Source organism: Pseudomonas sp. AC242, assembly GCF_979258655.1.
This window is the reverse complement of record NZ_OZ409873.1, coordinates 2,240,919-2,263,138: the sequence shown is the minus strand read 5'-3', so window position 1 is coordinate 2,263,138 and position 22,220 is coordinate 2,240,919. Positions and strand designations below refer to the sequence as shown.

The window sequence follows — 22,220 nt, the reverse complement described above, 5'->3', positions numbered from 1 at the left end:
GACTTTCGAGAGCCTTATTATGTCTACCCCCGCCTCCACCATCCTTGTCGTAGAAGACGACGACATCGTGCGCATGCTGATCGTCGATGTGCTGGAGGAGCTGGAGTTCACGGTGCTCGAAGCAGACGGCAGCGAACAGGCACTGGAAAAGCTTGAAGACTCAAGTCTGCACATTGATCTGATGATGACCGACGTCGGCCTGCCGGGCATGGATGGCCGCGAACTGGCGACCGAAGCACGCAAACTGCGCCCCGCCCTGCCGATTATGTTTGCCAGCGGTTATGCCGAATCCATTGATGTACCCGCAGGCATGCATGTAATCGGCAAACCGTTTTCAATTGATCAGTTGCGTGACAAGGTAAAAGCCATATTGAACAATTAACAACAGGAAATAGCAGCCGAAGCAACTTGTTATATCCACGCATAATTCGCAACGCACTAAACCTGTAATTACTGATCACCGCAGTTCTATCCTGAGTCAACTCTTTGATCTGTGGCGCCTGACAAATCAGCGCCGCTAACAAAGACACTTGAAGCTTACCCGACTCAGGATAGAAGACATGCGCCCCGCAGTAATCAATAAAACTTCATACGTCGATCGTTCTCTTTTCGACAAACAGGAAAGAGCCAACATCACCCAAGCGCTGAATGCTGCCCTTCTACGTTCGCATCCCACTTTGACATTTGAGCAGTACAGCGCGAGCGCGTCTTTACCCGAGACAACCAGGCTTAGCCTGCAGAACCTGTTTTTCCCCTACGTTGCCGGCAGCACGTTCGATGAAGCCTATGAGCCAGCACGTCATGCCTTGCAGAAAATGATTGAAACCGAGCAGTTCTCGCATCTTTGCGAAATTCATGGTTTTCCGGCGAACGCTAGAATCGGTGTCGACGGCGAAGGCAGTATCTTTGGAATATTTGAACACGCCAAACATGAGCTACCCATCGGCGGAAGCGCAGAGACGCTGATGCTGGCCGAGTTTGCGGAAATAACCGGTGGCTATGTTTATTCCGGTTACGACATTGGCATTGAGCAATGGCTTGCCTTTGAAGGTTTGAATCTGCCGCAGACCATTGGCGACATCAAACAATTGATCGCCTATTTGATTTTTGAACTTCCCGCCCCTCCCGACTCCGGCGATTACCACGAGTTACTGAACAGTGAAGCGGATTCACCGTTTCATTTATCGCGCGCCAAACGCGAAATCATCACACAAGTCATTCAGGAAGCGACTGAAGGCAAGAGCACTCTTCTGAAAAAACTGTCCCTCGCCGATTTCAAGCAGATTCCCATCGCCACTAAACGCAAGCACGTGGACGACATTATTACCGACTGTTTGAAGCAGAACTTTGCCAGTGACCTGGGCCGAAAGCTCCATGAGTGCCTCGACTGGCATCTGGAAACGGACGATCAGCACGTGCGCGCCAATCAGCTTCGCGAAATCCTGCAGGCCGCGCTGGTCATCGATCTGGAGGCGCGGACCAACTCGCCCATCCTCGCCGGTTACGACCTGTATCAACCGGCCAATGCAACCCGCCATGCTGCACAAGTGCGTGAAAGCCTCGAGCAGCATCTCGTTAGCGAAGGCTTGATTGAACCAGACTACGCCCTGCTGGCGGCACACCTGTTACTGGCCGGCTCCGCCGCTGAATTTCTGATCGCCGATATACCGCCTGATCTGACCCTGGAAAAACCTGGCTGGGTCGTCATCGCTCAAGCGGTGGCGTTGATCGAACACGCCTCGCCGGGGTCCTCCCGAATGATGACATATAGCCAAATCAAGGCGTTTGCAGAACTGGCTCCGCTGTCCCCCGAACAAATCGAACTGCACCAGGTAGCTGGATTCACCCCGACGATCAATTGGGCAGTACTCAATGGCGTGATCGACTACCGAGCCCAAAAAGATTACGACAAGCCCACGCTGGTCAAGGCTACCGCGCACTTCGAGCGCTACATGGAGGCCCTCAGCCAATCGGAGACGGGTCTGTCGCGAACGCCCCCCGAGCGCAGAACAATCGCCCTTGAGGCATTAAAGAAGGTGATGCCCGAAGGCAGTTACCTCGAAAAGAAAGGGTTCTCCATCAAATACCTGAGCAGCTTCAAAGACCGCAGCTGGCTCGAGGGACTCAAGGCGGCGCACCCGGCCGGCATTCTCAGCGAGTTCTATGATGCGCTGCTTAGCACAACCGGCAACAGCGAATACGCGATAAACAAACTGCTGCGCCTGCGCTTCTCGATAGTGGATCTCTACCTGTCCGGCGACCTGATCGAAAATGGCAAGTTGACAGACCGATTTCAGCAACAAAGCGATTTCAAGCCACCCGCTGACGCGTTTGCCCGATTGTCCGAACTCGAATTGCCTGGCGTACTGTTCGATCAAGCCTTCGATTGCTATTACAAAGACGTGCGCGAGGGAATGTCTTCGGTCATGAAAATGGCGATTTCGAACATGCCCGAGCGCGATAGACAGGCGCTCACCAACGGCTACATGACGCTTTACACCGTCAGAAAGGAAGTCAATCCACTCAATCCACAGGAAGAAACCCAATTCGCTCGTGACGAAGCGAAAGGTCGCAACGGCCTTATTCTGTGCTGTAACAATGACGATGCATTGCGTACTTATGAGTTATTCAGCTTGCGCGGTCTGTGTCGCGAACGCCCCGAATTACTGGTGTTATTGCAAAGCACGCAGATCATCGATGCTCGCCCGACACTCTCCTTCACCGGCAGCCGGTACGACTTCCAGGCAAAGAACAAAGCCGTGGAATGGCCTCTCGATTTCGCGGCTTACAGCGAGGGCAGCGAGCCCCGAGGTGGCGTGACGTCTCGCGTAGTGGTGGAAAAGCTCTGGCACCTGAATCTGGCCGCCACGGACAATCGACCGGTTTCCCTGTTCTTTTCCCGCGAGGTCGATGACATCGCCGAATGCATCCTGACCCACCATCCTGTGGCCAGCCGTGCCGAGCTGTACGCCTCACTGAATGTGCAGACGGAGTTGGAGGAATGGCGCACAACCATAGAAACCGTTGAACGCTTGGCGATCAACGTGATCGTGCCGTTCAAACAATGTATTGAAGATATCCGTTCGGGGCGTACTGATCGGGTTTCCGAGGGCATCGGTGGCTGTGTGCTGGATGGCCTGTCGGTCATCGGTTTGTTGATTGGTCTGGGGGCAAGCGCGGCAAGTATCGCCGCCAAGACCGGGTCAACCACACTCAAGGTATTGAAAATCTCCAGGGCCGTGGCTCGTGTAGCGCTGTCGTTGATCAATCCGCTGGATGGCTTGCCGACACTGGCACGCAAAGGTCTGCGGCTCGCGGGCCGTGGCATCGTCTTCGTCGGCGAAAACGCACTGAGTACGGCGCGAACCGCCAATGCCCAGTTGCGCAAACTCGTGCGCGGTGCAAATGCCCCTGAGTTGATCAAGTTCGAACGGCTGACCGATATGCGCCAGGCGACCTGGCGCGGGGCGGACGGTGTGAGCCAGGCCGTCGATATTGCCGTGCTGCAACGCAACAAGCGCTGGCACGCACTCAACCTCAAAGTCGGCGGTGCCTGGGGGCCGCGCCTGAAGTTCCTCAATCTGGGGAATTTCTCGCCGTTGAAACGATTGTTCGCTCGCGCCAGGCCCTTCAGTTACACGCAGGGATATCTGACCAAAGCCATTCCCCACGCGAAAAGCAAACTCGACAACACGATCGGCATGCTCAGCAACATACACGAGGACGATCACCATGTTCGCTCGCTGCTCAAGCATGTCTTTGGCACTGACTCTAACGAAGCAATTGAATACATCACCCACAATTTGCGCGCCATGCGCAAGGATCTCGACTCCGTTGATCTCACCAATATGGTATTCCGCCCGCATGAGCCGGACATCCTCGCGGCACTGCGTGTCGATACCTACAAACACTGGAGAGCCGGCGTGGACGCTGGCGTGAAAGTCGATAAAAACGCAGGTCAGTTTCTCGCGATCTACCCGGACAATCTGGATGAGTTCTATCAAGTGTCCAGGTATGACGATGGCAGCATTGGCGATGTCATCGTCCATGAAATGTCGCACGGCGCTCCGGGAACGCTCGACCTTTACTACGGCGAAGTGCTTGCCGGGGTTACTCCCGCCGAGTTCGATGCCGTCGGGCTGCTTGAATTTGCCAGGGACGCGCACAGGGCCCATCCGGATAATCTGAGCAATCCCCATTTCCGCTTTGCCAAGCGTGAGGAATACATCGAGTTCAAGCGAATCAAGGACGGGCTGCCAAAAGTGGTCCAAGACCATCCCGCATTGTTGAATGCGGAATCCTATGCACTGTCTGTCTCGCTCCTGGACCAGCAAGTGACCGCGCCCGCGGCGTTTCAACTCAACCTCTCGGCCATGGAAAACGCTTTGAAGAACACGGCTCCCGGTGCTTTTATCCAGGGGCCGCTGTTGCTTAATCTCGCCAAACCGATGTGAAGAGAAACAGGGCGCATCCAAGCTTTATGGCTGTGGTTTAATTGCGCCCTTTTTTCTCACCTGCTTTAAAGGATCTGCCCCCATGACCCAACCCGATAACACCAAAGTCCTGGTCATCGGCTACGTCTGGCCCGAGCCGCGCTCTTCCGCGGCCAGTGGTCATGTGATGCAGATCCTCGAAACCTTCCTGCAACAAGGCTGGGACATTACCTTCAGCAGCCCGGCCGGTCCCGGCGAGCACAAGGCGGATCTTGCCGCACTCGGCATTCGTGAGGTGCCGATCGAACTCAACAACAGCAGCTTCGATCAATTCATCAGCGGACTGGCGCCGGACATCGTCTTGTTCGACCAATTCATGATGGAAGAGCAGTTCGGCTGGCGAGTTGAAAAACACTGCCCTCAGGCGCTGCGCGTGCTGGAAACTTCCGACCTGCAAAGTCTGCGGCATGCGCGTCATCAGCGACTCAAGTCTCGTCTGAAGGTCAATCCTGACCAGAATGATTTCAGTGATGTCTTTGCCCCGGCCCTGCGCGACGAGTTCGAACTGATGGCCGAAACCGATCTGGCCAAGCGTGAAATCGCCGCGCTGTATCGTTGCGATCTGAACCTGATGATCTCCGAAGTGGAGATCGAATTGTTGATCGAGCAGTTCGGCTTGCCCCGACAATTGCTGCACTGGTGCCCGCTGATGATCGACCCGCCTGCGGTCGAACCTGCAACATTTGCGGATCGGGCGCACTTTCTGAGTATCGGCAACTTCCGCCACGCACCCAACTGGGATGCCGTGCTGTGGATGAAAACCACGATCTGGCCGCTGATTCGCCAACAGTTGCCCCAGGCACAATTGCACATTTACGGCGCGTATACGCCGCCGAAAGCCACAGCGCTGCATAACGCCCGCGAAGGTTTCCACATCATGAACTGGGCCGAAGATGCATTGCAGGTCATGTCTGCCGCGCGAGTCTGCCTGGCGCCCTTGCGATTTGGTGCCGGTATCAAGGGCAAACTGGTCGACGCCATGCTTTGCGGTACACCCAGTGTCACCACGCCGATTGGCGCCGAGGCCATGCAGGGCGATCACGCGTGGCCCGGTGCAGTCACCAGCAGCGCAGTGGAGTTCGCCAACAGTGCCGTGGCGCTTTACAACGACGAGTCGCGCTGGCAGGACGCTCGTCTGGCGGGATACACGCTGTTGAATGAACGCTACCCACAACCAGTACATGGTCCGGCATTGATTGAAAAACTGCGTTATTGCCAACGGAACTTAGAACACCTCAGATCCAACAACTTCATTGGCAGCATGCTCCGTCATCACTCGCACAAAAGCACCCAGTACATGGCGCAATGGATCGAAGCGAAAAACCGACACACACAACAAACACCGGACATATAAGTACGCCTTTTACACGACTTGCATTAAAAGCAAACTTGGCCGAACACCCGGCACCCGTTATAAACATCCTGCGCGCGCAATTCCGACAACTTTCGTTTTCAATTGCAGGATGTACAACATGAACAATCTTGATAATTTCCAACCTTATCAATGGATGGCGGATTCGCCGCAAATCGACAACTTGTCGCTTTTCGAACTTAGTTTGCCGGGTGCCCATAACGCTGGCTGCGACTGGGAAGCGGGTTATGCACTGATACCCGGTAAAAACTGGCTCGCCTGCCAGGATGTCTCCTTTTATTCACAATTGAATCGCGGTGTTCGAGCACTCGACGCCCGCCTGACTTACGATAACAAAGCGCAAGGACTGGCAAAGTTCCGCTTCCACCACAACGGCTACCTTTCTTCCCGTACGCTTGAAGATCTTGTACGCGACGTCAAAGCTTTTTATGAAAGGAACATCAATGAATTCATCATTCTGGACTTTCATGAATTGGGTAGTGGCAAGGACGCATTCGATCATTCGGAGTTTCAAGCGTTGATACTGCAACACTTGGGCGACCGAATGATCCCGACCCGGAATCTGCACCTGACGCTTGGCCAGCTCAAAGCGATCAGCCCATTGCAGCGCATCATGGTGGCAGCCCCCATGACCTGGGAAACCGAGGACTACCGTATCTATGGAAGAATCCAGCACAAGTGGATCGGAAAGCAGCTTGTCAGTTCTCTCGATCTGCAGGGTTACATCAAAGAAGTATTGAGCACTGCCAACAGCACACTTCGCCCGTGGTCGCTGTCAGCAACCAGTTTTTCGATTGGCGGCCCTCAGCGAATTCTGGATGATCTCGACCACTGGTTTGACCCAGCCAGATCGGATTGGGCCAAAAAGTGCAACATCATCAATTTCGACTTTATTAAAAACTCGAACATTGTACGTTTCTGCCAGATGGCCAATCTGGAAAAAGCCATCGAGAAGTCCAGAGGCAGCGTCCGCGAGCAGACCGCTTGAGTGAAGCTGGCGCAAGTCCCGAGAAACGAGGCATGATCGGCAGGCGATAACAAAAAAAGTAGCTCGCCATGACTCGAACCGCCCGCGTGACCGACCCTTCATACGAGTTGATGGATGACCACAACGGGTTGTCCATCATCTACCGCCAGCACGGTTTTCCGTGCCCGCTGGTGCGCTGGCATTTCCACAAGGAATATGAACTGCACCTGATTGTCGCCAGCTCGGGCAAGGTGTTTATCGGTGACTACATTGGCAACTTCTATCCCGAAACCCTGTTCCTCACTGGCCCCAATTTGCCGCACAACTGGATCAGCCAGGTGGCCGAGGACGAGGTCGTTGAAAAGCGCGACATGCTGGTCAACTTCACCGACGAGTTGTTCGAGAGTGGCCACCAGGTGTTTGCCGAACTGAAGACCCTGGCGCCCCTGCTGGAACGTGCGCAGTACGGCATCGAGTTTCGCTGCAAACGTACCATCCGCCAGGCCATGACGCTGATGCAGCGCATCGCCGACAGCAAGGGCATCACCCGCCTCGGGCACTTCTTTATCCTGATGGAATTGCTCGCGGCCAGCGATGATTTCCAGCTGTTGTCCGGCGCCACCACCCCGCAACTGGCCGATGAGCACAATATCGATCGTACCAACCGGGCCGTCGACTATATTTTCAGCCACTACGCCCGCGATATCTCGCTGGAGGAAGTCGCCGCGCATCTGGGCATGACGCCGACCTATTTCAGCCGAGTGTTCAAACAGGCCACCGGGCGCAATTTCATCGAGTTCGTCAATCGCTTGCGTATCAGCAAGTCCTGCGAGCTGCTGGCCGATGGCGACAAACCGGTGACCGAGGTGTGTTTCGAATCGGGGTTCAACAACATTTCCAACTTCAATCGGCGCTTTCAGCAGCTCAAGGGCATGACGCCGTCGCACTATCGGCGGCTTGCGGTGCAGCGCCTGACTGAACAAAACCATCTCTGACAACGCAACTCCCCTGTAGGAGTGAGCCTGCTCGCGATAGCGGTGTGACAGCGTGCAGATATGTTGGCTGACACTCCGCTATCGCGAGCGGGCTCACTCCTACAAGTTGCGATGCCACTCCGGAAACCTGTACGCATCCGACAGCACCTCTGCGCTGAAAAGCCCTTCCCTGCATTCGCCCCACAAAAGCCCAGTGCAAAAAAGTATCGATCAAAGTGTTAGGGATGATTTGTCAGCCCTGCGATTGAAGGCTGTAATCAGCGCACATTCTTCCTGCACAGGAAGACACAAAAACAATAACTGTCCTTCTGTAACCCTACGGGTGCAGAAAAGGAGTGCACGATGCAACCGACTGCAAAAGCTCTGCTTGCCCTCACCTGCATGACCCTCAGCAGCGTCAGCCTTGGCGCCCAGACCCTGACCATCGCCACCGTCAACAACAGCGACATGATCCGCATGCAAAAACTCTCGAAAACCTTCGAGACCGAGCATCCGGACATCAAGCTCAATTGGGTCGTGCTCGAAGAAAACGTCCTGCGCCAACGCCTGACCACCGACATCGCCACCCAGGGCGGCCAGTTCGACGTGTTGACCATCGGCATGTACGAAGCCGCACTGTGGGGCGCCAAAGGCTGGCTGGAACCGATGAAGGATCTGCCGGCCAGTTACGCTCTCGACGATGTGTTCCCATCGGTGCGTGAAGGCTTGTCAGTCAAGGGTTCGCTGTACGCCCTGCCGTTCTACGCGGAAAGCTCGATCACCTATTACCGCACCGACCTGTTCAAGGATGCCGGCCTGACCATGCCGGAGCGTCCGACCTGGGAGCAGATCGCCGGTTTCGCCGAAAAACTCACCCACAAAGACAAAGAGCAGTACGGCATCTGCCTGCGCGGCAAGGCCGGTTGGGGCGAGAACATGGCGCTGATCACGACGGTTGCCAACGCCTACGGCGCGCGCTGGTTCGATGAGCAGTGGAAACCGGAATTCAGCGGGCCGGAGTGGAAAAACGCGCTGAATTTCTACGTCGACACCATGAAGAAATCCGGCCCGCCGGGCGCCTCCAGCAACGGTTTCAACGAAAACCTTGCGCTGTTCAACAGCGGCAAATGCGCGATCTGGGTCGATGCCAGCGTCGCCGGCTCGTTCGTCACCGACAAGACCCAGAGCAAGGTTGCTGATCACGTCGGCTTCACTTTCGCCCCGCATCAAGTGACCGACAAAGGCTCGGCCTGGTTGTATTCATGGGCGCTGGCAATCCCGACCAGTTCCAAAGCCAAAGACGCCGCCAAAGAATTCAGCGCTTGGGCGACGTCAAAAGAGTACGGCGAACTGGTCGCCAAGACTGACGGCATCGCCAACGTACCGCCCGGCACCCGCGCCTCGACCTACAGCGATGCCTACATGAGCGCCGCGCCGTTTGCCAAGGTCACGCTGGAATCGCTGAAAGCGGCTGATCCGAGCAAGCCAACGCTGAAACCGGTGCCGTACATCGGTATTCAACTGGTGACCATTCCTGAGTTCCAGGCGGTGGGCACCCAGGTCGGCAAGCTGTTCTCGGCGGCGCTGATCGGCCAGACCACGGTGGATCAAGCCCTGACTGCCGCGCAGCAAACCACTGAACGCGAGATGAAGCGCGCCGGTTATCCCAAGTAACCGCCTCTAAACCTGTGGGAGCTGGCTTGCCAGCGATGAGGCCGGCACATTCGACATTGCTGTCGGCTGACCTATTGCTATCGCTGGCAAGCCAGCTCCCACAGGGGCCGCGCCGATGTCAGGAATGTTGTCTTTCCTGAACATGTTTCTGCACCCAATTGGTTGTGATCACCATGAATACTTCAACTGCCAAAGCCCACATCGACCTGTCGCAGCCTGCGCGCAAAGTCCGCGTACGCAATCCCGGCTGGTTTCTGGTCAGCCCTTCGGTGGCCCTGTTGCTGCTGTGGATGATCGTGCCGCTGGGCATGACCATCTACTTCTCGATGATCCGCTACAACCTGCTTTACCCCGGTGAAAACCAGTTCGTCGGGTTGGAGAACTTCACATACTTCCTGACGGATTCGGGTTTCATGCCCGGTGCGACCAACACCTTGCTGCTGGTCGGCAGCGTGTTGTTGATCAGCGTGGTGCTCGGCGTACTCATCAGTGCGTTGCTTGAAGCGAGTGAGTTCCTCGGTCGCGGCATCGTGCGGGTTATGCTGATCTCGCCGTTCTTCATCATGCCCACGGTCGGTGCGCTGATCTGGAAGAACCTGATTTTCCATCCGGTCTCGGGGATCCTCGCTTACCTCTGGAAGTTGTTCGGCGCGCAACCGGTGGACTGGCTCGCCCACTACCCGCTGCTGTCGATCATCATCATTGTTTCGTGGCAATGGCTGCCCTTCGCGATCCTGATTCTGATGACGGCGATGCAGTCCCTCGATCAGGAACAGAAAGAGGCCGCGCGTCTCGACGGCGCCGGGCCGATCGCAATCTTCTGGCACCTGACCCTGCCGCATCTGGCACGGCCGATTGCCGTGGTGGTGATGATCGAAACGATCTTCCTGCTGTCGGTGTTCGCCGAGATTTTCACCACCACCAACGGTGGCCCCGGCTACGCCTCGACCAACCTCGCCTACCTGATCTACAACCAGGCGCTGGTGCAGTTCGACGTCGGCATGGCCTCGGCGGGCGGTTTGATTGCCGTGGTCATCGCCAACATCGCCGCGATCATTCTGGTGCGGATGATCGGCAAAAACCTGACTGACAAAGCCTGAGGCCTGCCATGACTCTTCAACAATCCCGCCGGCTGCAAAGCCTGCTGCTCGGCACCCTGGCCTGGGCCATCGCGATCGTGATTTTCTTCCCGATCTTCTGGATGCTGATGACCAGTTTCAAAACCGAAATCGACGCGTTCGCCACGCCGCCGCAGTTCATCTTCACGCCGACGCTGGAGAACTACCTGCACATCAATGAGCGCAGCGATTACTTCAGTTTCGCCTGGAACTCGGTGGTGATTTCCTTCAGCGCCACGGCCCTGTGCCTGTTGATCGCGGTGCCGGCAGCGTACTCGATGGCCTTCTACGAAACCCAGCGCACCAAAGGCACGTTGCTGTGGATGCTCTCGACCAAAATGCTGCCGCCGGTGGGCGTGCTGATGCCGATCTACCTGCTGGCGAAGAGTTTCGGCCTGCTCGATACGCGCATCGCGCTGATCGTGATCTACACGCTGATCAACCTGCCGATCGTGGTCTGGATGGTTTACACCTACTTCAAGGACATCCCCAAAGACATCCTCGAAGCCGCCCGTCTCGACGGCGCCACGCTGTGGCAGGAAATGGTCCGCGTGCTGCTGCCGATCGCCAAGGGTGGCCTCGCTTCGACCGTGCTGCTATCGCTGATTCTGTGCTGGAACGAGGCGTTCTGGTCGCTGAACCTGACCTCGTCGAAAGCCGCGCCACTGACCGCGTTGATCGCCTCGTATTCGAGCCCGGAAGGCTTGTTCTGGGCCAAGTTGTCGGCGGTGTCGACCCTGGCGTGTGCGCCGATTCTGATCTTCGGCTGGATCAGCCAGAAACAACTGGTGCGCGGCCTCTCGTTCGGCGCCGTGAAATGAAGATTGAAAAGCAAAAGATCGCAGCCTTCGGCAGCTCCTACATGGAATGTCGTATCGGCATAAATCTCCTGTAGGAGCTGCCACAGGCTGCGATCTTTTGATCTTAAAAAAACAACAATGTGGAGGCCCATCCTCATGGCCAACCTGAAAATCAAGAATCTGCAAAAAGGCTTCGAAGGTTTCTCCATCATCAAAGGCATCGACCTTGAGGTGAACGACAAGGAGTTCGTGGTCTTCGTCGGCCCGTCGGGCTGCGGCAAATCCACCCTGCTGCGGCTGATCGCGGGTCTGGAAGAAGTCAGCGACGGCACCATCGAACTCGATGGCCGCGACATCACCGAAGTCAGCCCGGCCAAGCGCGATCTGGCGATGGTGTTCCAGACCTACGCGCTGTACCCGCACATGACCGTGAAAAAGAACATGTCGTTCGCCCTCGATCTGGCCGGCGTACCGAAAGCCGAAGTCGAGAAGAAGGTCGGCGAAGCGGCGCGCATTCTCGAACTCGGGCCGATGCTTGAGCGCAAGCCGAAACAGCTCTCCGGCGGCCAGCGCCAGCGTGTTGCGATCGGCCGCGCCATCGTGCGCAATCCGAAAATCTTCCTCTTCGACGAACCCCTCTCCAACCTCGACGCCGCGCTGCGCGTGCAGATGCGTCTGGAGCTGCTGCGCCTGCACAAAGACCTGCAAGCGACGATGATCTACGTGACCCACGATCAGGTCGAAGCGATGACCATGGCCGACAAAGTCGTGGTGCTCAATGGCGGCAAGATCGAACAGGTCGGCTCGCCGCTGGACCTGTATCACAACCCGGCAAATCTCTTCGTTGCCGGTTTCCTCGGCACGCCGAAAATGGGCTTCCTCAAAGGCAAGATCGCCCGCGTCGACGGCCAGAGCTGCGAAGTCTCGCTGGACGCCGGCACGCGCATCACCCTGCCCTTCAATGCTGCCAACCTCAGTGTCGGCAGCGCCGTGACCCTCGGCATTCGCCCGGAACATCTGGAACTGGCGCAACCCGGTGATTGCAGCCTGCAAGTCACCGCCGACGTCAGCGAACGTCTGGGCAGCGACACTTTCTGCCACGTCACCACCAACGCCGGCGAAGCCCTGACCATGCGCGTGCGCGGTGATCTGGCCAGCCGTTACGGCGAACAACTGAGCCTGCACCTCGACCCGGCGCACTGCCACTTATTCGATGCCGAAGGTATCGCGTTGACCCGTCCGCTGCGCGCTGCGGCCTGATTTCGAGAACTCCCGATGAAACTCAACCAACAGAACCTCCATCGTCTGGCCGCCGAAGTGCAACTGCCGGCCTACAACCTTAGCGACACGCGCCAAGGCATCGCGCACATTGGCGTCGGCGGCTTTCACCGCGCGCATCAGGCGTATTACACCGATGCCTTGATGAACACCGGCGAAGCCCTCGACTGGGCCATTTGTGGCGTCGGCCTGCGCGCCGAAGACCGCCGTGCTCGCGATGACCTCAAGGAGCAGGATTACCTGTTCACCCTGTTCGAACTCGGTGACAGCGACGACACCGAAGTGCGCGTGATCGGCGCGATTCGCGACATGCTACTGGCCGAGGACGGCGCTCAGGCGTTGATCGACAAACTCGCCGACCCACAAATTCGCATCGTCTCGCTGACCATCACCGAGGGCGGTTACTGCATCGACGACAGCAACGGCGAGTTCATGGCGCACCTGCCGCAAATTCAGCATGATCTGGCCCACCCAGAAGACCCGAAAACCGTGTTCGGTTTCTTGTGTGCGGCCCTGGAAAAACGTCGGGCGGCGGGCATTCCGGCGTTTACCGTGATGTCCTGCGATAACCTGCCGCACAACGGCGCCGTGACGCGCAAGGCGCTGCTGGCGTTTGCCACCCTGCGTAACAGCAATCTGTGCAGCTGGATCGACGCCAACGTCAGTTTCCCCAACGCCATGGTCGACCGCATCACGCCAATGACCAGCACCGCGCATCGCCTGCAACTGGCGGACAAACACGACGTCGACGATGCCTGGCCGGTGGTCTGCGAGCCGTTTGTTCAATGGGTGCTGGAAGACAAATTCGGCAACGGTCGCCCGGCCTGGGAAAAGGTCGGCGTGCAGTTCACCGACGATGTTTCGCCGTATGAAGAGATGAAGATCAAACTGCTCAATGGCAGCCACCTCGCGCTGACGTATCTGGGCTTTTTGAAGGGTTACCGGTTTGTGCACGAAACCATGAATGACCCGCTGTTCGTGCGTTATATGCGCGCCTACATGGATCTGGACGTGACCCCGCAACTGGCGCCGGTGCCAGGTATTGATCTGACGGATTACAAAAATACGCTGGTGGCACGCTTCTCCAATCAGGCGATTGCCGATCAGCTTGAGCGGGTGTGTTCGGACGGCTCGTCGAAGTTTCCCAAGTTCACCATTCCTACCATCAACCGGTTGATTGCCGATGGGCAGGAGACCAAGCGTGCGGCGTTGGTGGTGGCGGCGTGGGCGTTGTATTTGAAGGGTGTGGATGAGAATGGTGATACCTATTCAATCCCGGATCCGCGCGCGGCGTTTTGTCAGGCGTTGGTGGCGGACGATGCTTTAATTACGCAGCGGTTGTTGGCGGTCGAGGAGATTTTCGGCACGGCGATACCGCGTTCGGCGGAGTTTGTCGCGGCGTTCGAGTGGTGCTGCAACAGCTTGCGCGAAGAGGGTGTGACGCGGACTTTGCAGCGGATTCTGGATTGAAAAGCCCCTCACCCTAGCCCTCTCCCCGAGGGAGAGGGCTAGGGTGACCGAGTGGTTTGTGCAAGTTACATCGACCTGAACGTCCGGAGTCGAACTCAGGTATTGAACAGCACCTGATTGAGAGAACCGCAGTCGAACTCAGGTTTTGAACAGCCCCGGTTTGAGAGAACCGGAGTCGAACTCAGGTTTTGAACAGCCCCCCGATCAGCTCCCTTCCCCCCTCGCCCCTTTGGGGGAGAGGGTTGGGGTGAGGGGGTAAGCTCTTGATCTTCACCACACCCGAGTGGTTCACACATGACAACACAACAACTGTTCCTAGGCATCGACTGCGGCACACAAGGCACCAAAGCCATCATCCTTGACGCCGCCAGCGGTCAAGTCATCGGCCAGGGCGCCGCCGCCCACACAATGATCAGCGGCGCCAACGGCCGCCGCGAACAAGACACCCAGCAATGGCTCGAAGCCTTCGCCCTCGCCACTCGCCGCGCATTGTTGGCGGCGAATGTCGATGGCCAGTCGATCCTCGGCATCGGCGTCTCCGGCCAGCAGCACGGTCTGGTCCTGCTCGATGATCAAGGTGAAGTGCTGCGCCCCGCCAAGCTCTGGTGCGACACCGAAACCAGCGCCGAAAACGACCGTCTGCTCACTCATCTGGGCGGTGAAAAAGGCTCACTGGAACGCCTCGGTGTGGTTATCGCGCCAGGCTACACGGTGTCGAAGCTACTCTGGACCAAAGAACAGCACCCCGTGGTGTTCTCACGCATCGCGCGTATTCTGCTGCCCCACGACTACCTGAATTTCTGGCTGACCGGTCGCGCCTGCAGCGAATACGGCGATGCCTCGGGCACTGGCTATTTCAACGTGCGCACCCGCCAATGGGACTTGCAACTGCTGCGCGACATCGACGCCAGCGGACGCCTGCAAGCTGCACTGCCTGAGCTGATAGACGCGCATCAATCTGTCGGCACCATCCTCCCGGCGATTGCCGAACACCTCGGCATCAACCCCAATGCGCTGGTCTCCAGCGGTGGCGGCGACAACATGATGGGCGCCATCGGCACTGGCAATATCCAGCCCGGCGCGATCACCATGAGCCTCGGCTCTTCCGGCACGGTTTACGCCTATTCCGAAGTACCAAAAGTCAGCCCGGACGCTTCGGTCGCGACGTTCTGTTCGTCCAGCGGCGGTTGGTTGCCGCTGATCTGCACCATGAACCTGACCAATGCTACTGGCGCGATTCGCGAGCTGTTCAACCTCGATCTGCCACAGTTCAACGACCTCGTCGCGCAAGCCCCCATCGGCGCCGACGGCGTGAGCATGCTGCCGTTCCTCAACGGCGAGCGCGTTCCCGCCCTGCCCCACGCCACCGGCAGCCTGCACGGCTTGACGCTGGATAACCTGACCCAGGCCAATCTGTGCCGCGCCGCCGTCGAAGGCACCACCTTCGGTTTGCGCTACGGACTGGATTTGCTCCGCCACAATGGTTTACAAAGCCGCAGCATTTGCCTGATCGGCGGCGGTTCGAAAAGCGCGGTTTGGCGGCAGATCGTTGCCGACATCATGAACACCCCGGTGATCTGCACCGAACAAAGCGAAGCCGCGGCACTTGGCGCAGCGATTCAAGCGGCGTGGTGCAAATCCTGGTCGAATGGCCACGAAGACAGCCTCGCCGACCTGTGCCAGCGCTGCGTGAAACTCGATTCAAGCAGCGAAACCCTGCCGATTGCCGCCAACGTTGCGGCGTTTCAGCAGGCCTATGAACGCTATCAACAGCATGTCGCAACCCTATAAAGAGCAAACAATTATGTATTTGGTGTGTGGCGAAGCCCTGTTTGATTTTTTCAGTGAAGACGACGCCAGCGGTCTGGCCTCGAAAGTCAATTTCAAGGCGATTGCCGGCGGCTCGCCGTTCAACGTCGCCGTCGGTTTGCGCCGTCTGGGCGTGGACTCGGCCTTGTTCGGCGGGCTGTCCACTGACTACCTCGGCCGTCGTTTGCAGCAAGTGCTGCAGGACGAAGGTGTGTGCCCGGACTATCTGGTGGACTTCGCCGCACCGACCACGCTGGCCATGGTCGCCGTCGGTGCCAATGGCTCGCCGCACTACAGCTTTCGCGGTGAAGGCTGCGCGGACCGGCAGTTGAGTCTGGTGCATCTGCCGGCGCTGGGTCCTGAGGTGCGCGGCTTGCACATTGGCTCGTTCTCGCTGGTGGTGCAGCCGATTGGCGACACCTTGCTGACGCTGGTACAGCGCGAGAGCGGCAAACGCCTGATCACCCTCGACCCGAACGTACGCCTCAATCCCGAGCCGAACATCGACCTGTGGCGTGAGCGCATCGCGACGCTGGTGCCACTGGCCGATCTGATCAAGGTCAGCGACGAAGACTTGAGCCTGCTCTACCCCGAACAGGATCCGCAACGCGTGATCGAAGGCTGGCTCGAACACCGCTGTCAGATTGTCTTCCTCACCCGTGGCGGCGACGGCGCCAGTGTGTTCAGCCGCCAGCATGGCAACTGGTCGGTGCCGGCGGCCTCGGTGAAAATCGCCGACACCGTTGGCGCGGGTGACACCTTCCAGGCCGCGCTGATCACCTGGCTGACCGAGCACGGTCTGGATTCGGTCGAAGGCGTGCAGCAACTCGACCGCGAGCAGATCGACGCCATGCTCAAGTTCGCCGTACAAGCCGCCGCGCTGACCTGCAGCAAGACCGGCCCGGATCTGCCCTATCGTCACCAATTGAGTTGAACGCGTAGACTGTCGGCCTTTTTGCGCACGACGGGATAACGGCTTTTGAATTACAGGCAGACGCTTGGACTACTGACACTGGCAACGCTACTGAGCGGGTGCGGCACCTCGCCGCCCCGTTCGCCGGAAGATATCTGCGAGATTTTCCGCGAGAAAAGCGACTGGTACGACGCGGCGCAAGTCACGCAAAAACGCTGGGGCGTGCCGATTCAGGTGCCCTTCGCGATCATGTATCAGGAATCCGGCTACCGCTACGACGCCAAGACTCCGCGCAAATACTTGCTCTGGGTGATCCCGTGGGGCCGTGTGTCCACCGCATCGGGCTATGCGCAAGCCAAGGATGAAGTCTGGGCCGACTATCAGAAAAGCACCGGTCGCAGCGGAGCCGATCGCGAAGACTTCGACGACGCCATCGACTTTGTCGGCTGGTACATGGACAAGACCTATTCGATCAACGGCGTCTACAAGTACGACGCCTATAACCAATACCTCAACTATCACGAAGGCTGGGGCGGCTTCCGCAACAAGACTTACGCGAGCAAAGCCTGGCTGATGCCGACGGCGCGCAAAGTGCAGAACCGTTCGGATGTGTATGCGCGGCAATATGCCGGGTGCAAGGAGGATTTGAATCGCGGATTCTGGAGCCGGTTCTGGCATTGGTTATAACAGCTTCGGGATCCCGTGTAGGAGCTGCCGAAGGCTGCTCCTACAATGGAGGTCTTTACAGGACGGAGAAGCTATAACTCACAATCAACCGGGTCTCATCCACATCCCGGGCAAACTTCTCATAATTGGTGCGATACGTAGCATTCCTCAAACGCAGACTCACATCCTTGAACGTGCCCGTCTGAATCACATACTTCAACTCGCTGTCGCGTTCCCACTCCTTGCCTTCCTGATCACTGCCCAACACCTTGATGTGGTCACCGTTCACATAACGGGTCAGGAAGCTCAAACCATTAATGCCAATGGCCTTGAAGTCATAGTCATAACGCAACTGCCACGAACGTTCCTGCGCGGCGGCGAAGTCGTTGACCTGCACGTAGTTGACCAGATACGGATTGCTGCCATCGAGGTACGGCATCGAGTTGTCGCCGTTCATACGCTGCCAACCGGCGCTGAACGTATGGCCGCTGTGCGCATACGACAACATGCCGCTCAACGCACGGTTATCAATGGAACCGGCCTTGGCATCACCGCTATCGGCACTCTTCAGCACCCGCAGATCTGCTTTAAGTACACCGCCAGCTAACGGTTGATTACCCAACAGCCCGACAAAGTGCTGACGATAGATGTCTTCCAGTTCAGCGTAGTGATACTGCGCAGTCAGACGATCGTTGATCTTGTAATCGAAGCCGTACATGTCGAAATGGTCGGCGGTGGTGTTGCAGGCGTAGCGCTTGTTCTTGCAGTGCACGCGGATGTCTTGCGAATCGGTGGAATCACGCGCGGTGTACTTGTCCAGACGCGCGGCCATGAAGGTCAGGTCTTTCAGCTCTTTAGAAGTGAGCATGGCGCCATTGAACATGGTCGGCAGCAAACGGCCGTCGTTGTATTTCAGCAACGGCAGATCCGGCAGTAGCGCGCCGTACTTCAGCACGGTGTCCGAGACTTTGACCTTGGCGGTCAGGCCCATTTTCGCGTACTGGCCTTTCGAGCCGCGCGGATCGTTGCCACTGGAAGGCAGCAAGCCGCTGTTGCTGCGGTTCGGGCTGGAATCGAGTTGAAAGCCAAGCATGCCCAGCGCATCGATACCAAAACCCACCGTACCTTCGGTGTAGCCCGATTGCAGGTTGAGAATAAAGCCCTGTGCCGACTCTTCACGCTTGGAGGCGCCCTGAGCGTTCGAGGTGCTCCCATCACGGAAATCGCGGTTGAAGTACACCGTGCGCGATTCGATTTTCGCCGTGGTGTCTTCAAAGAATCCGCTGGCCTGAACCTGTGCGGTAAAACCTGCGCACAGCACAAAGGCTCCGAAGCCAAACGACTGGCGCGGGGTGATGAGGGGAAATGGGGGACGCATGAAAAACTCCAACAATGCAGCGTTTGCGCAAGCGCGCAACAAGCCAGAAAAATAGCTCCCGTCCCGGGTCAGATTGACCGGGAGAAAGTGAACACGCAGGGGTGAACGGCAATGATGGCAGATGGCTTTGACGTGCTACAGGCGACTTTAGTCTGAATCTGACTGAGGATTCTTCAACCCGGGATCGTGGGAAAAGTTGCCGGCGATCAACGCCAATTCGCACTAAACACCCGTTTTCATTGGGCCAAACACCCCATCTAAGGGTTTTCCCTATACCGCAAACCTGCCAGACCTACGGCTTTTGTGCCTTGAACGAGGCTGCTTAATCCTCCATCATCCGTCACCTGCTTATTCAACGGACGGAATTCAAGGCATGCTGGACGCCAACGCAACCCACATCACACTCACGCTTGAAGGCGCCAACGCCGACCTGCAAGTCCTCAGCTTCACCGGTCGCGAAGCCCTCAACCAACCGTTCCGTTTCGACCTCGAACTCGTCAGCGCCCGCCCCGACCTCAAACTCGAAGAGCTGTTGCACAAGCCCGGCGTCCTGACCTTCGGCCCGACCGGCGAAGGCAAGATCCACGGTCTGGTCTATCGCATCGAGCAAGGCGACTCCGGCAAGACCCTGACCCGTTACAGCCTCAGCCTGGTGCCACAACTGGCCTACCTGCGGCACAACCACGATCAGCAGATTTTCCAGCAACTGACCGTGCCGAAGATCATCGCCCAGGTGCTGGAAGATCGCGGCATCCTCGCCGACGCCTACAGCTTCCAGCTCGGCGCCGAATACCCGCAACGCGAATACTGCGTGCAGTACGACGAATCCGACCTGCATTTCATTCAGCGTTTGTGCGAAGAGGAAGGCATTCACTTCCACTTCCAGCACAGCAGCAGCGGCCACAAACTGGTGTTCGGCGACGACCAGACCGTGTTCCGCAAGCTGAAACCGGTGAGCTACCAGCAAGACTCCGGCATGGCCGCCGACAAACCGGTGATCAAGCGTTTCAACCTGCGTCTGGAAACCCGCACCACCCGCGTCAGCCGCCGCGACTACGACTTCGAAAAACCAAAGATCCTCCCCGAAGGCGCGGTCAAAACCGAGTTCGCCCCGGACCTCGAGGACTACGACTACCCCGGCCGCTTCACCACCCGCGAGCGCGGCAAGTTCCTTTCCACCCGCGCCCTCGAACGCCATCGCAGCGACTACAAACTCGCCGAAGGCAAAGGTGACGAACCAACCCTCACCAGCGGCCATTTCCTCACGCTCGCCGAACACCCGCGCGCCGAATGGAACGACCTGTGGCTGCTGCTGGAAGTCTTCCACGAAGGCAAACAACCGCAAGTCCTCGGCGAAAACGTCACCAGCGACGTCACCGACCACAAAAGCGATTTCCACCAAGGCTACCGCAACAGCTTCCTCGCCACACCCTGGGACGCGCACTACCGCCCTGCCCTTGAACACCCGAAACCAAAAGTCCTCGGCAGCCAGACCGCCGTCGTCACCGGCCCCGCAGGCGAAGAAATTCACTGCGACCAATACGGCCGCATCAAAGTGCAATTCCACTGGGACCGCGACGGCCAGGGCGACGACAAAACCACCTGCTGGATGCGCGTCGCCAGCGGCTGGGCCGGCGCGGCGTATGGCGGCATCGCCATCCCGCGCATCGGCATGGAAGTCCTTGTCACCTTCCTCGAAGGCGATCCCGACCAGCCGCTGGTCACCGGTTGCCTGTACCACAAGGAAAACGTCGTCCCCTACGACCTGCCGGCCAACAAAACCCGCAGCACCTTCAAGACCCTGAGCTCACCGGGCGGCAAGGGCTACAACGAATTCCGTATCGAAGACAAAAAAGGCGTCGAGCAGATCTACATCCACGCCCAACGCGACTGGGACGAAAACATCGAGCACGATCAGAAGATTCGCGTCGGCAACGAACGACATGACACCGTTGAAACCAACACGCTGAGCGAGTTCAAGGTTGAAGAGCACCGAATTACGCATCTGGATCGCATCAGCGAGATGCGTGCGGATGATCACCTGACCGTGGGTGTCACCCAGCACCTGAAGGTCGGGACTGCGCAGTTTGTCGAGGCCGGGTCAGAAATCCATTACTACGCCGGCCAGAAAGTGGTGGTCGAAGGTGCGATGGAACTCACGGCCAAGGCTGGCGGGAGTTTCGTCAAGGTTGACGCGGGTGGCGTGACCATCAGCGGTGCCGAAGTGAAGGTCAACACTGGCGGCTCGCCTGGGGTCGGGACGCCTGCGGCACCATTGCTGCCGGGACCGATGAAAGTGGCGGATGCGGATAAGGCCGGAAAAGTACTCATCCCGCTTCCAAAGCGTCTGAACGAGTCAGGTATCACGCCGTTGTGCGGAAAACAAAGCAACGGCGCCTGCAGCCGTAAGGATTGCACATGCATGTAAAAGCGCTGACCGCCCTCCTCGAAGCGCCACGCCATGGGTTCGAGGAATTGCCGAGAGAAAGCTCCGACCTGACCCTGTGTTTCATCATTGATCGCGTCCGTCAGCCGGAAGCCATGAGCCGCCTGTACCGTGTCGGCGAGCCCGTAGACACCCAAGGTCTGTTTCTCAACACCGACTTCGCTGAAATTGCCGCTGACGGTCCTCTCTGGCTGGTCGCCCCGTGGGGCAGTCGACTCGCAGCCGAAGCGGCAAAGCTCTGCGAAGAAAATTTCTCCGGCATTGCCCTCTCCACAACAGATCCAGCCAAGGCACTGGCACATGCCCGCTGGCTCCTGCGTGCCAACGATGGCTCAGGTGGCCAAAGCCTGTTGAGCTATCACAAGCCAAGCCTGTGGGCCGCGCTGGCCTACACCGCTGGTGAAAGTTCGCATCAACTTTTCGGCCCTTGGCAACACGTTTACAGCCCGGCACCGGTCCACTTCGGGCGTAATCGCGGTCGCTGGCTCAGCTGGCGCCCCGTTTCGGAACTTGAATGGCTGGGCGACGTCTCAGCGTTCAACCTGCCGCCAACAGCGCCAAAGGTTCAGGAGCATCTGGGTTGGGTTTACTGGGCAGACGAGCAATACGCTGCCTACGGTGAACCCACCGACGAACAACTGCCCAACCTCGTGGAAAACCTGAACGTGCTGGTTGCCCACAACATTTACGAAGGTCGTCATTTACTGAAACTGGGCCAAATCACCAACGGCCCGCTGCTCGAAATGCAGCCTCAGGCAATGGCCATCCTGCAATCCAGGGAAGAGTCGTTCATCAAAGTGCAGCAGTTGCAGCAACTCGCTATCAGCGCTGCTTGATGACCCCCGTCCGTAAAGAATGAATG

Annotated in this window: 16 protein-coding genes; 15 read left to right on the top strand and 1 reads right to left on the bottom strand. The window is 57.8% G+C overall.

Translation table 11 applies throughout. The features are described 5' to 3' along the window. The first annotated feature begins 19 nt into the window (after nt 1-19). From ACZZ0A_RS10310 to ACZZ0A_RS10250, 13 genes are all read left to right on the top strand, one after another. Entirely contained in the window at nt 20-382 is a 363-nt protein-coding gene (locus ACZZ0A_RS10310; protein WP_007914955.1) for a response regulator, read from the top strand. Between the two features lie 178 nt (nt 383-560). Then, nucleotides 561-4,454, top strand: coding sequence for a hypothetical protein (locus tag ACZZ0A_RS10305; RefSeq protein WP_463542981.1), 3,894 nt, complete (start codon nt 561-563; stop codon nt 4,452-4,454). A gap of 82 nt (nt 4,455-4,536) precedes the next feature. Beyond that, nucleotides 4,537-5,847 carry a glycosyltransferase gene (locus ACZZ0A_RS10300; RefSeq protein WP_007914960.1) on the top strand — a complete coding sequence of 437 codons (1,311 nt, stop codon included), beginning with the start codon at nt 4,537-4,539 and terminating at the stop codon, nt 5,845-5,847. 118 nt (nt 5,848-5,965) lie between these two features. Further along, entirely contained in the window at nt 5,966-6,853 is an 888-nt protein-coding gene (locus tag ACZZ0A_RS10295; RefSeq protein WP_007914963.1) for a PI-PLC domain-containing protein, read from the top strand. Nucleotides 6,854-6,921: 68 nt separating this feature from the next. After that, nucleotides 6,922-7,827: an AraC family transcriptional regulator gene (locus ACZZ0A_RS10290; protein WP_007914965.1), complete on the top strand. Its 906-nt coding sequence runs from the start codon at nt 6,922-6,924 to the stop codon at nt 7,825-7,827. A 342-nt stretch (nt 7,828-8,169) separates the two neighbouring features. Further along, a complete protein-coding gene (locus ACZZ0A_RS10285; protein WP_007914967.1) occupies nt 8,170-9,480 on the top strand; it encodes an ABC transporter substrate-binding protein in 1,311 nt (436 codons plus the stop codon). 173 nt (nt 9,481-9,653) lie between these two features. Further along, a complete protein-coding gene (locus ACZZ0A_RS10280; RefSeq protein ID WP_007914969.1) occupies nt 9,654-10,580 on the top strand; it encodes a carbohydrate ABC transporter permease in 927 nt (308 codons plus the stop codon). Between the two features lie 8 nt (nt 10,581-10,588). Beyond that, on the top strand, nt 10,589-11,419 hold the full coding sequence (locus tag ACZZ0A_RS10275) for a carbohydrate ABC transporter permease (protein ID WP_007914972.1): 831 nt from the start codon (nt 10,589-10,591) through the stop codon (nt 11,417-11,419). 135 nt (nt 11,420-11,554) lie between these two features. Then, nucleotides 11,555-12,658, top strand: a complete 1,104-nt coding sequence (locus ACZZ0A_RS10270; protein ID WP_007949744.1) for an ABC transporter ATP-binding protein — start codon at nt 11,555-11,557, stop codon at nt 12,656-12,658. 15 nt (nt 12,659-12,673) lie between these two features. Beyond that, entirely contained in the window at nt 12,674-14,146 is a 1,473-nt protein-coding gene (locus ACZZ0A_RS10265; protein WP_007914977.1) for a mannitol dehydrogenase family protein, read from the top strand. 294 nt (nt 14,147-14,440) lie between these two features. Continuing rightward, a complete protein-coding gene (gene xylB / locus ACZZ0A_RS10260) occupies nt 14,441-15,937 on the top strand; it encodes a xylulokinase (RefSeq protein ID WP_007949745.1) in 1,497 nt (498 codons plus the stop codon). A 13-nt stretch (nt 15,938-15,950) separates the two neighbouring features. Then, nucleotides 15,951-16,889, top strand: coding sequence for a carbohydrate kinase family protein (locus ACZZ0A_RS10255; protein WP_007912128.1), 939 nt, complete (start codon nt 15,951-15,953; stop codon nt 16,887-16,889). 45 nt (nt 16,890-16,934) lie between these two features. Continuing rightward, nucleotides 16,935-17,555 (top strand): transglycosylase SLT domain-containing protein, encoded by a 621-nt coding sequence (locus ACZZ0A_RS10250; RefSeq protein WP_007912129.1) that lies wholly within the window; start codon nt 16,935-16,937, stop codon nt 17,553-17,555. Nucleotides 17,556-17,610: 55 nt separating this feature from the next. On the opposite strand, the gene ACZZ0A_RS10245 is transcribed toward ACZZ0A_RS10250, so the two are convergent. After that, nucleotides 17,611-18,912 (bottom strand): OprD family porin, encoded by a 1,302-nt coding sequence (locus ACZZ0A_RS10245; protein ID WP_007912132.1) that lies wholly within the window; start codon nt 18,910-18,912, stop codon nt 17,611-17,613. A gap of 373 nt (nt 18,913-19,285) precedes the next feature. Between ACZZ0A_RS10245 and ACZZ0A_RS10240 the strand changes: the two genes are divergently transcribed. Together ACZZ0A_RS10240 and ACZZ0A_RS10235 are read left to right on the top strand one after the other, a co-directional pair. Beyond that, entirely contained in the window at nt 19,286-21,340 is a 2,055-nt protein-coding gene (locus tag ACZZ0A_RS10240; RefSeq protein WP_463542980.1) for a type VI secretion system Vgr family protein, read from the top strand. Further along, nucleotides 21,331-22,194, top strand: a complete 864-nt coding sequence (locus tag ACZZ0A_RS10235; protein ID WP_007912135.1) for a DUF4123 domain-containing protein — start codon at nt 21,331-21,333, stop codon at nt 22,192-22,194. The genes ACZZ0A_RS10240 and ACZZ0A_RS10235 overlap by 10 nt, the downstream gene beginning before the upstream one ends. Nucleotides 22,195-22,220: the final 26 nt, after the last annotated feature.

Bases quoted from the DNA above. Each gene is read 5' to 3' on its own strand.
- ACZZ0A_RS10310 (WP_007914955.1), top strand. From the start codon at position 20: ATGTCTACCCCCGCCTCCACCATCCTTGTCGTAGAAGACGACGACATC.
- ACZZ0A_RS10305 (WP_463542981.1), top strand. From the start codon at position 561: ATGCGCCCCGCAGTAATCAATAAAACTTCATACGTCGATCGTTCTCTT.
- ACZZ0A_RS10300 (WP_007914960.1), top strand. From the start codon at position 4,537: ATGACCCAACCCGATAACACCAAAGTCCTGGTCATCGGCTACGTCTGG.
- ACZZ0A_RS10295 (WP_007914963.1), top strand. From the start codon at position 5,966: ATGAACAATCTTGATAATTTCCAACCTTATCAATGGATGGCGGATTCG.
- ACZZ0A_RS10290 (WP_007914965.1), top strand. From the start codon at position 6,922: ATGACTCGAACCGCCCGCGTGACCGACCCTTCATACGAGTTGATGGAT.
- ACZZ0A_RS10285 (WP_007914967.1), top strand. From the start codon at position 8,170: ATGCAACCGACTGCAAAAGCTCTGCTTGCCCTCACCTGCATGACCCTC.
- ACZZ0A_RS10280 (WP_007914969.1), top strand. From the start codon at position 9,654: ATGAATACTTCAACTGCCAAAGCCCACATCGACCTGTCGCAGCCTGCG.
- ACZZ0A_RS10275 (WP_007914972.1), top strand. From the start codon at position 10,589: ATGACTCTTCAACAATCCCGCCGGCTGCAAAGCCTGCTGCTCGGCACC.
- ACZZ0A_RS10270 (WP_007949744.1), top strand. From the start codon at position 11,555: ATGGCCAACCTGAAAATCAAGAATCTGCAAAAAGGCTTCGAAGGTTTC.
- ACZZ0A_RS10265 (WP_007914977.1), top strand. From the start codon at position 12,674: ATGAAACTCAACCAACAGAACCTCCATCGTCTGGCCGCCGAAGTGCAA.
- xylB (WP_007949745.1), top strand. From the start codon at position 14,441: ATGACAACACAACAACTGTTCCTAGGCATCGACTGCGGCACACAAGGC.
- ACZZ0A_RS10255 (WP_007912128.1), top strand. From the start codon at position 15,951: ATGTATTTGGTGTGTGGCGAAGCCCTGTTTGATTTTTTCAGTGAAGAC.
- ACZZ0A_RS10245 (WP_007912132.1), bottom strand. From the start codon at position 18,912: ATGCGTCCCCCATTTCCCCTCATCACCCCGCGCCAGTCGTTTGGCTTC.
- ACZZ0A_RS10240 (WP_463542980.1), top strand. From the start codon at position 19,286: ATGCTGGACGCCAACGCAACCCACATCACACTCACGCTTGAAGGCGCC.
- ACZZ0A_RS10235 (WP_007912135.1), top strand. From the start codon at position 21,331: ATGCATGTAAAAGCGCTGACCGCCCTCCTCGAAGCGCCACGCCATGGG.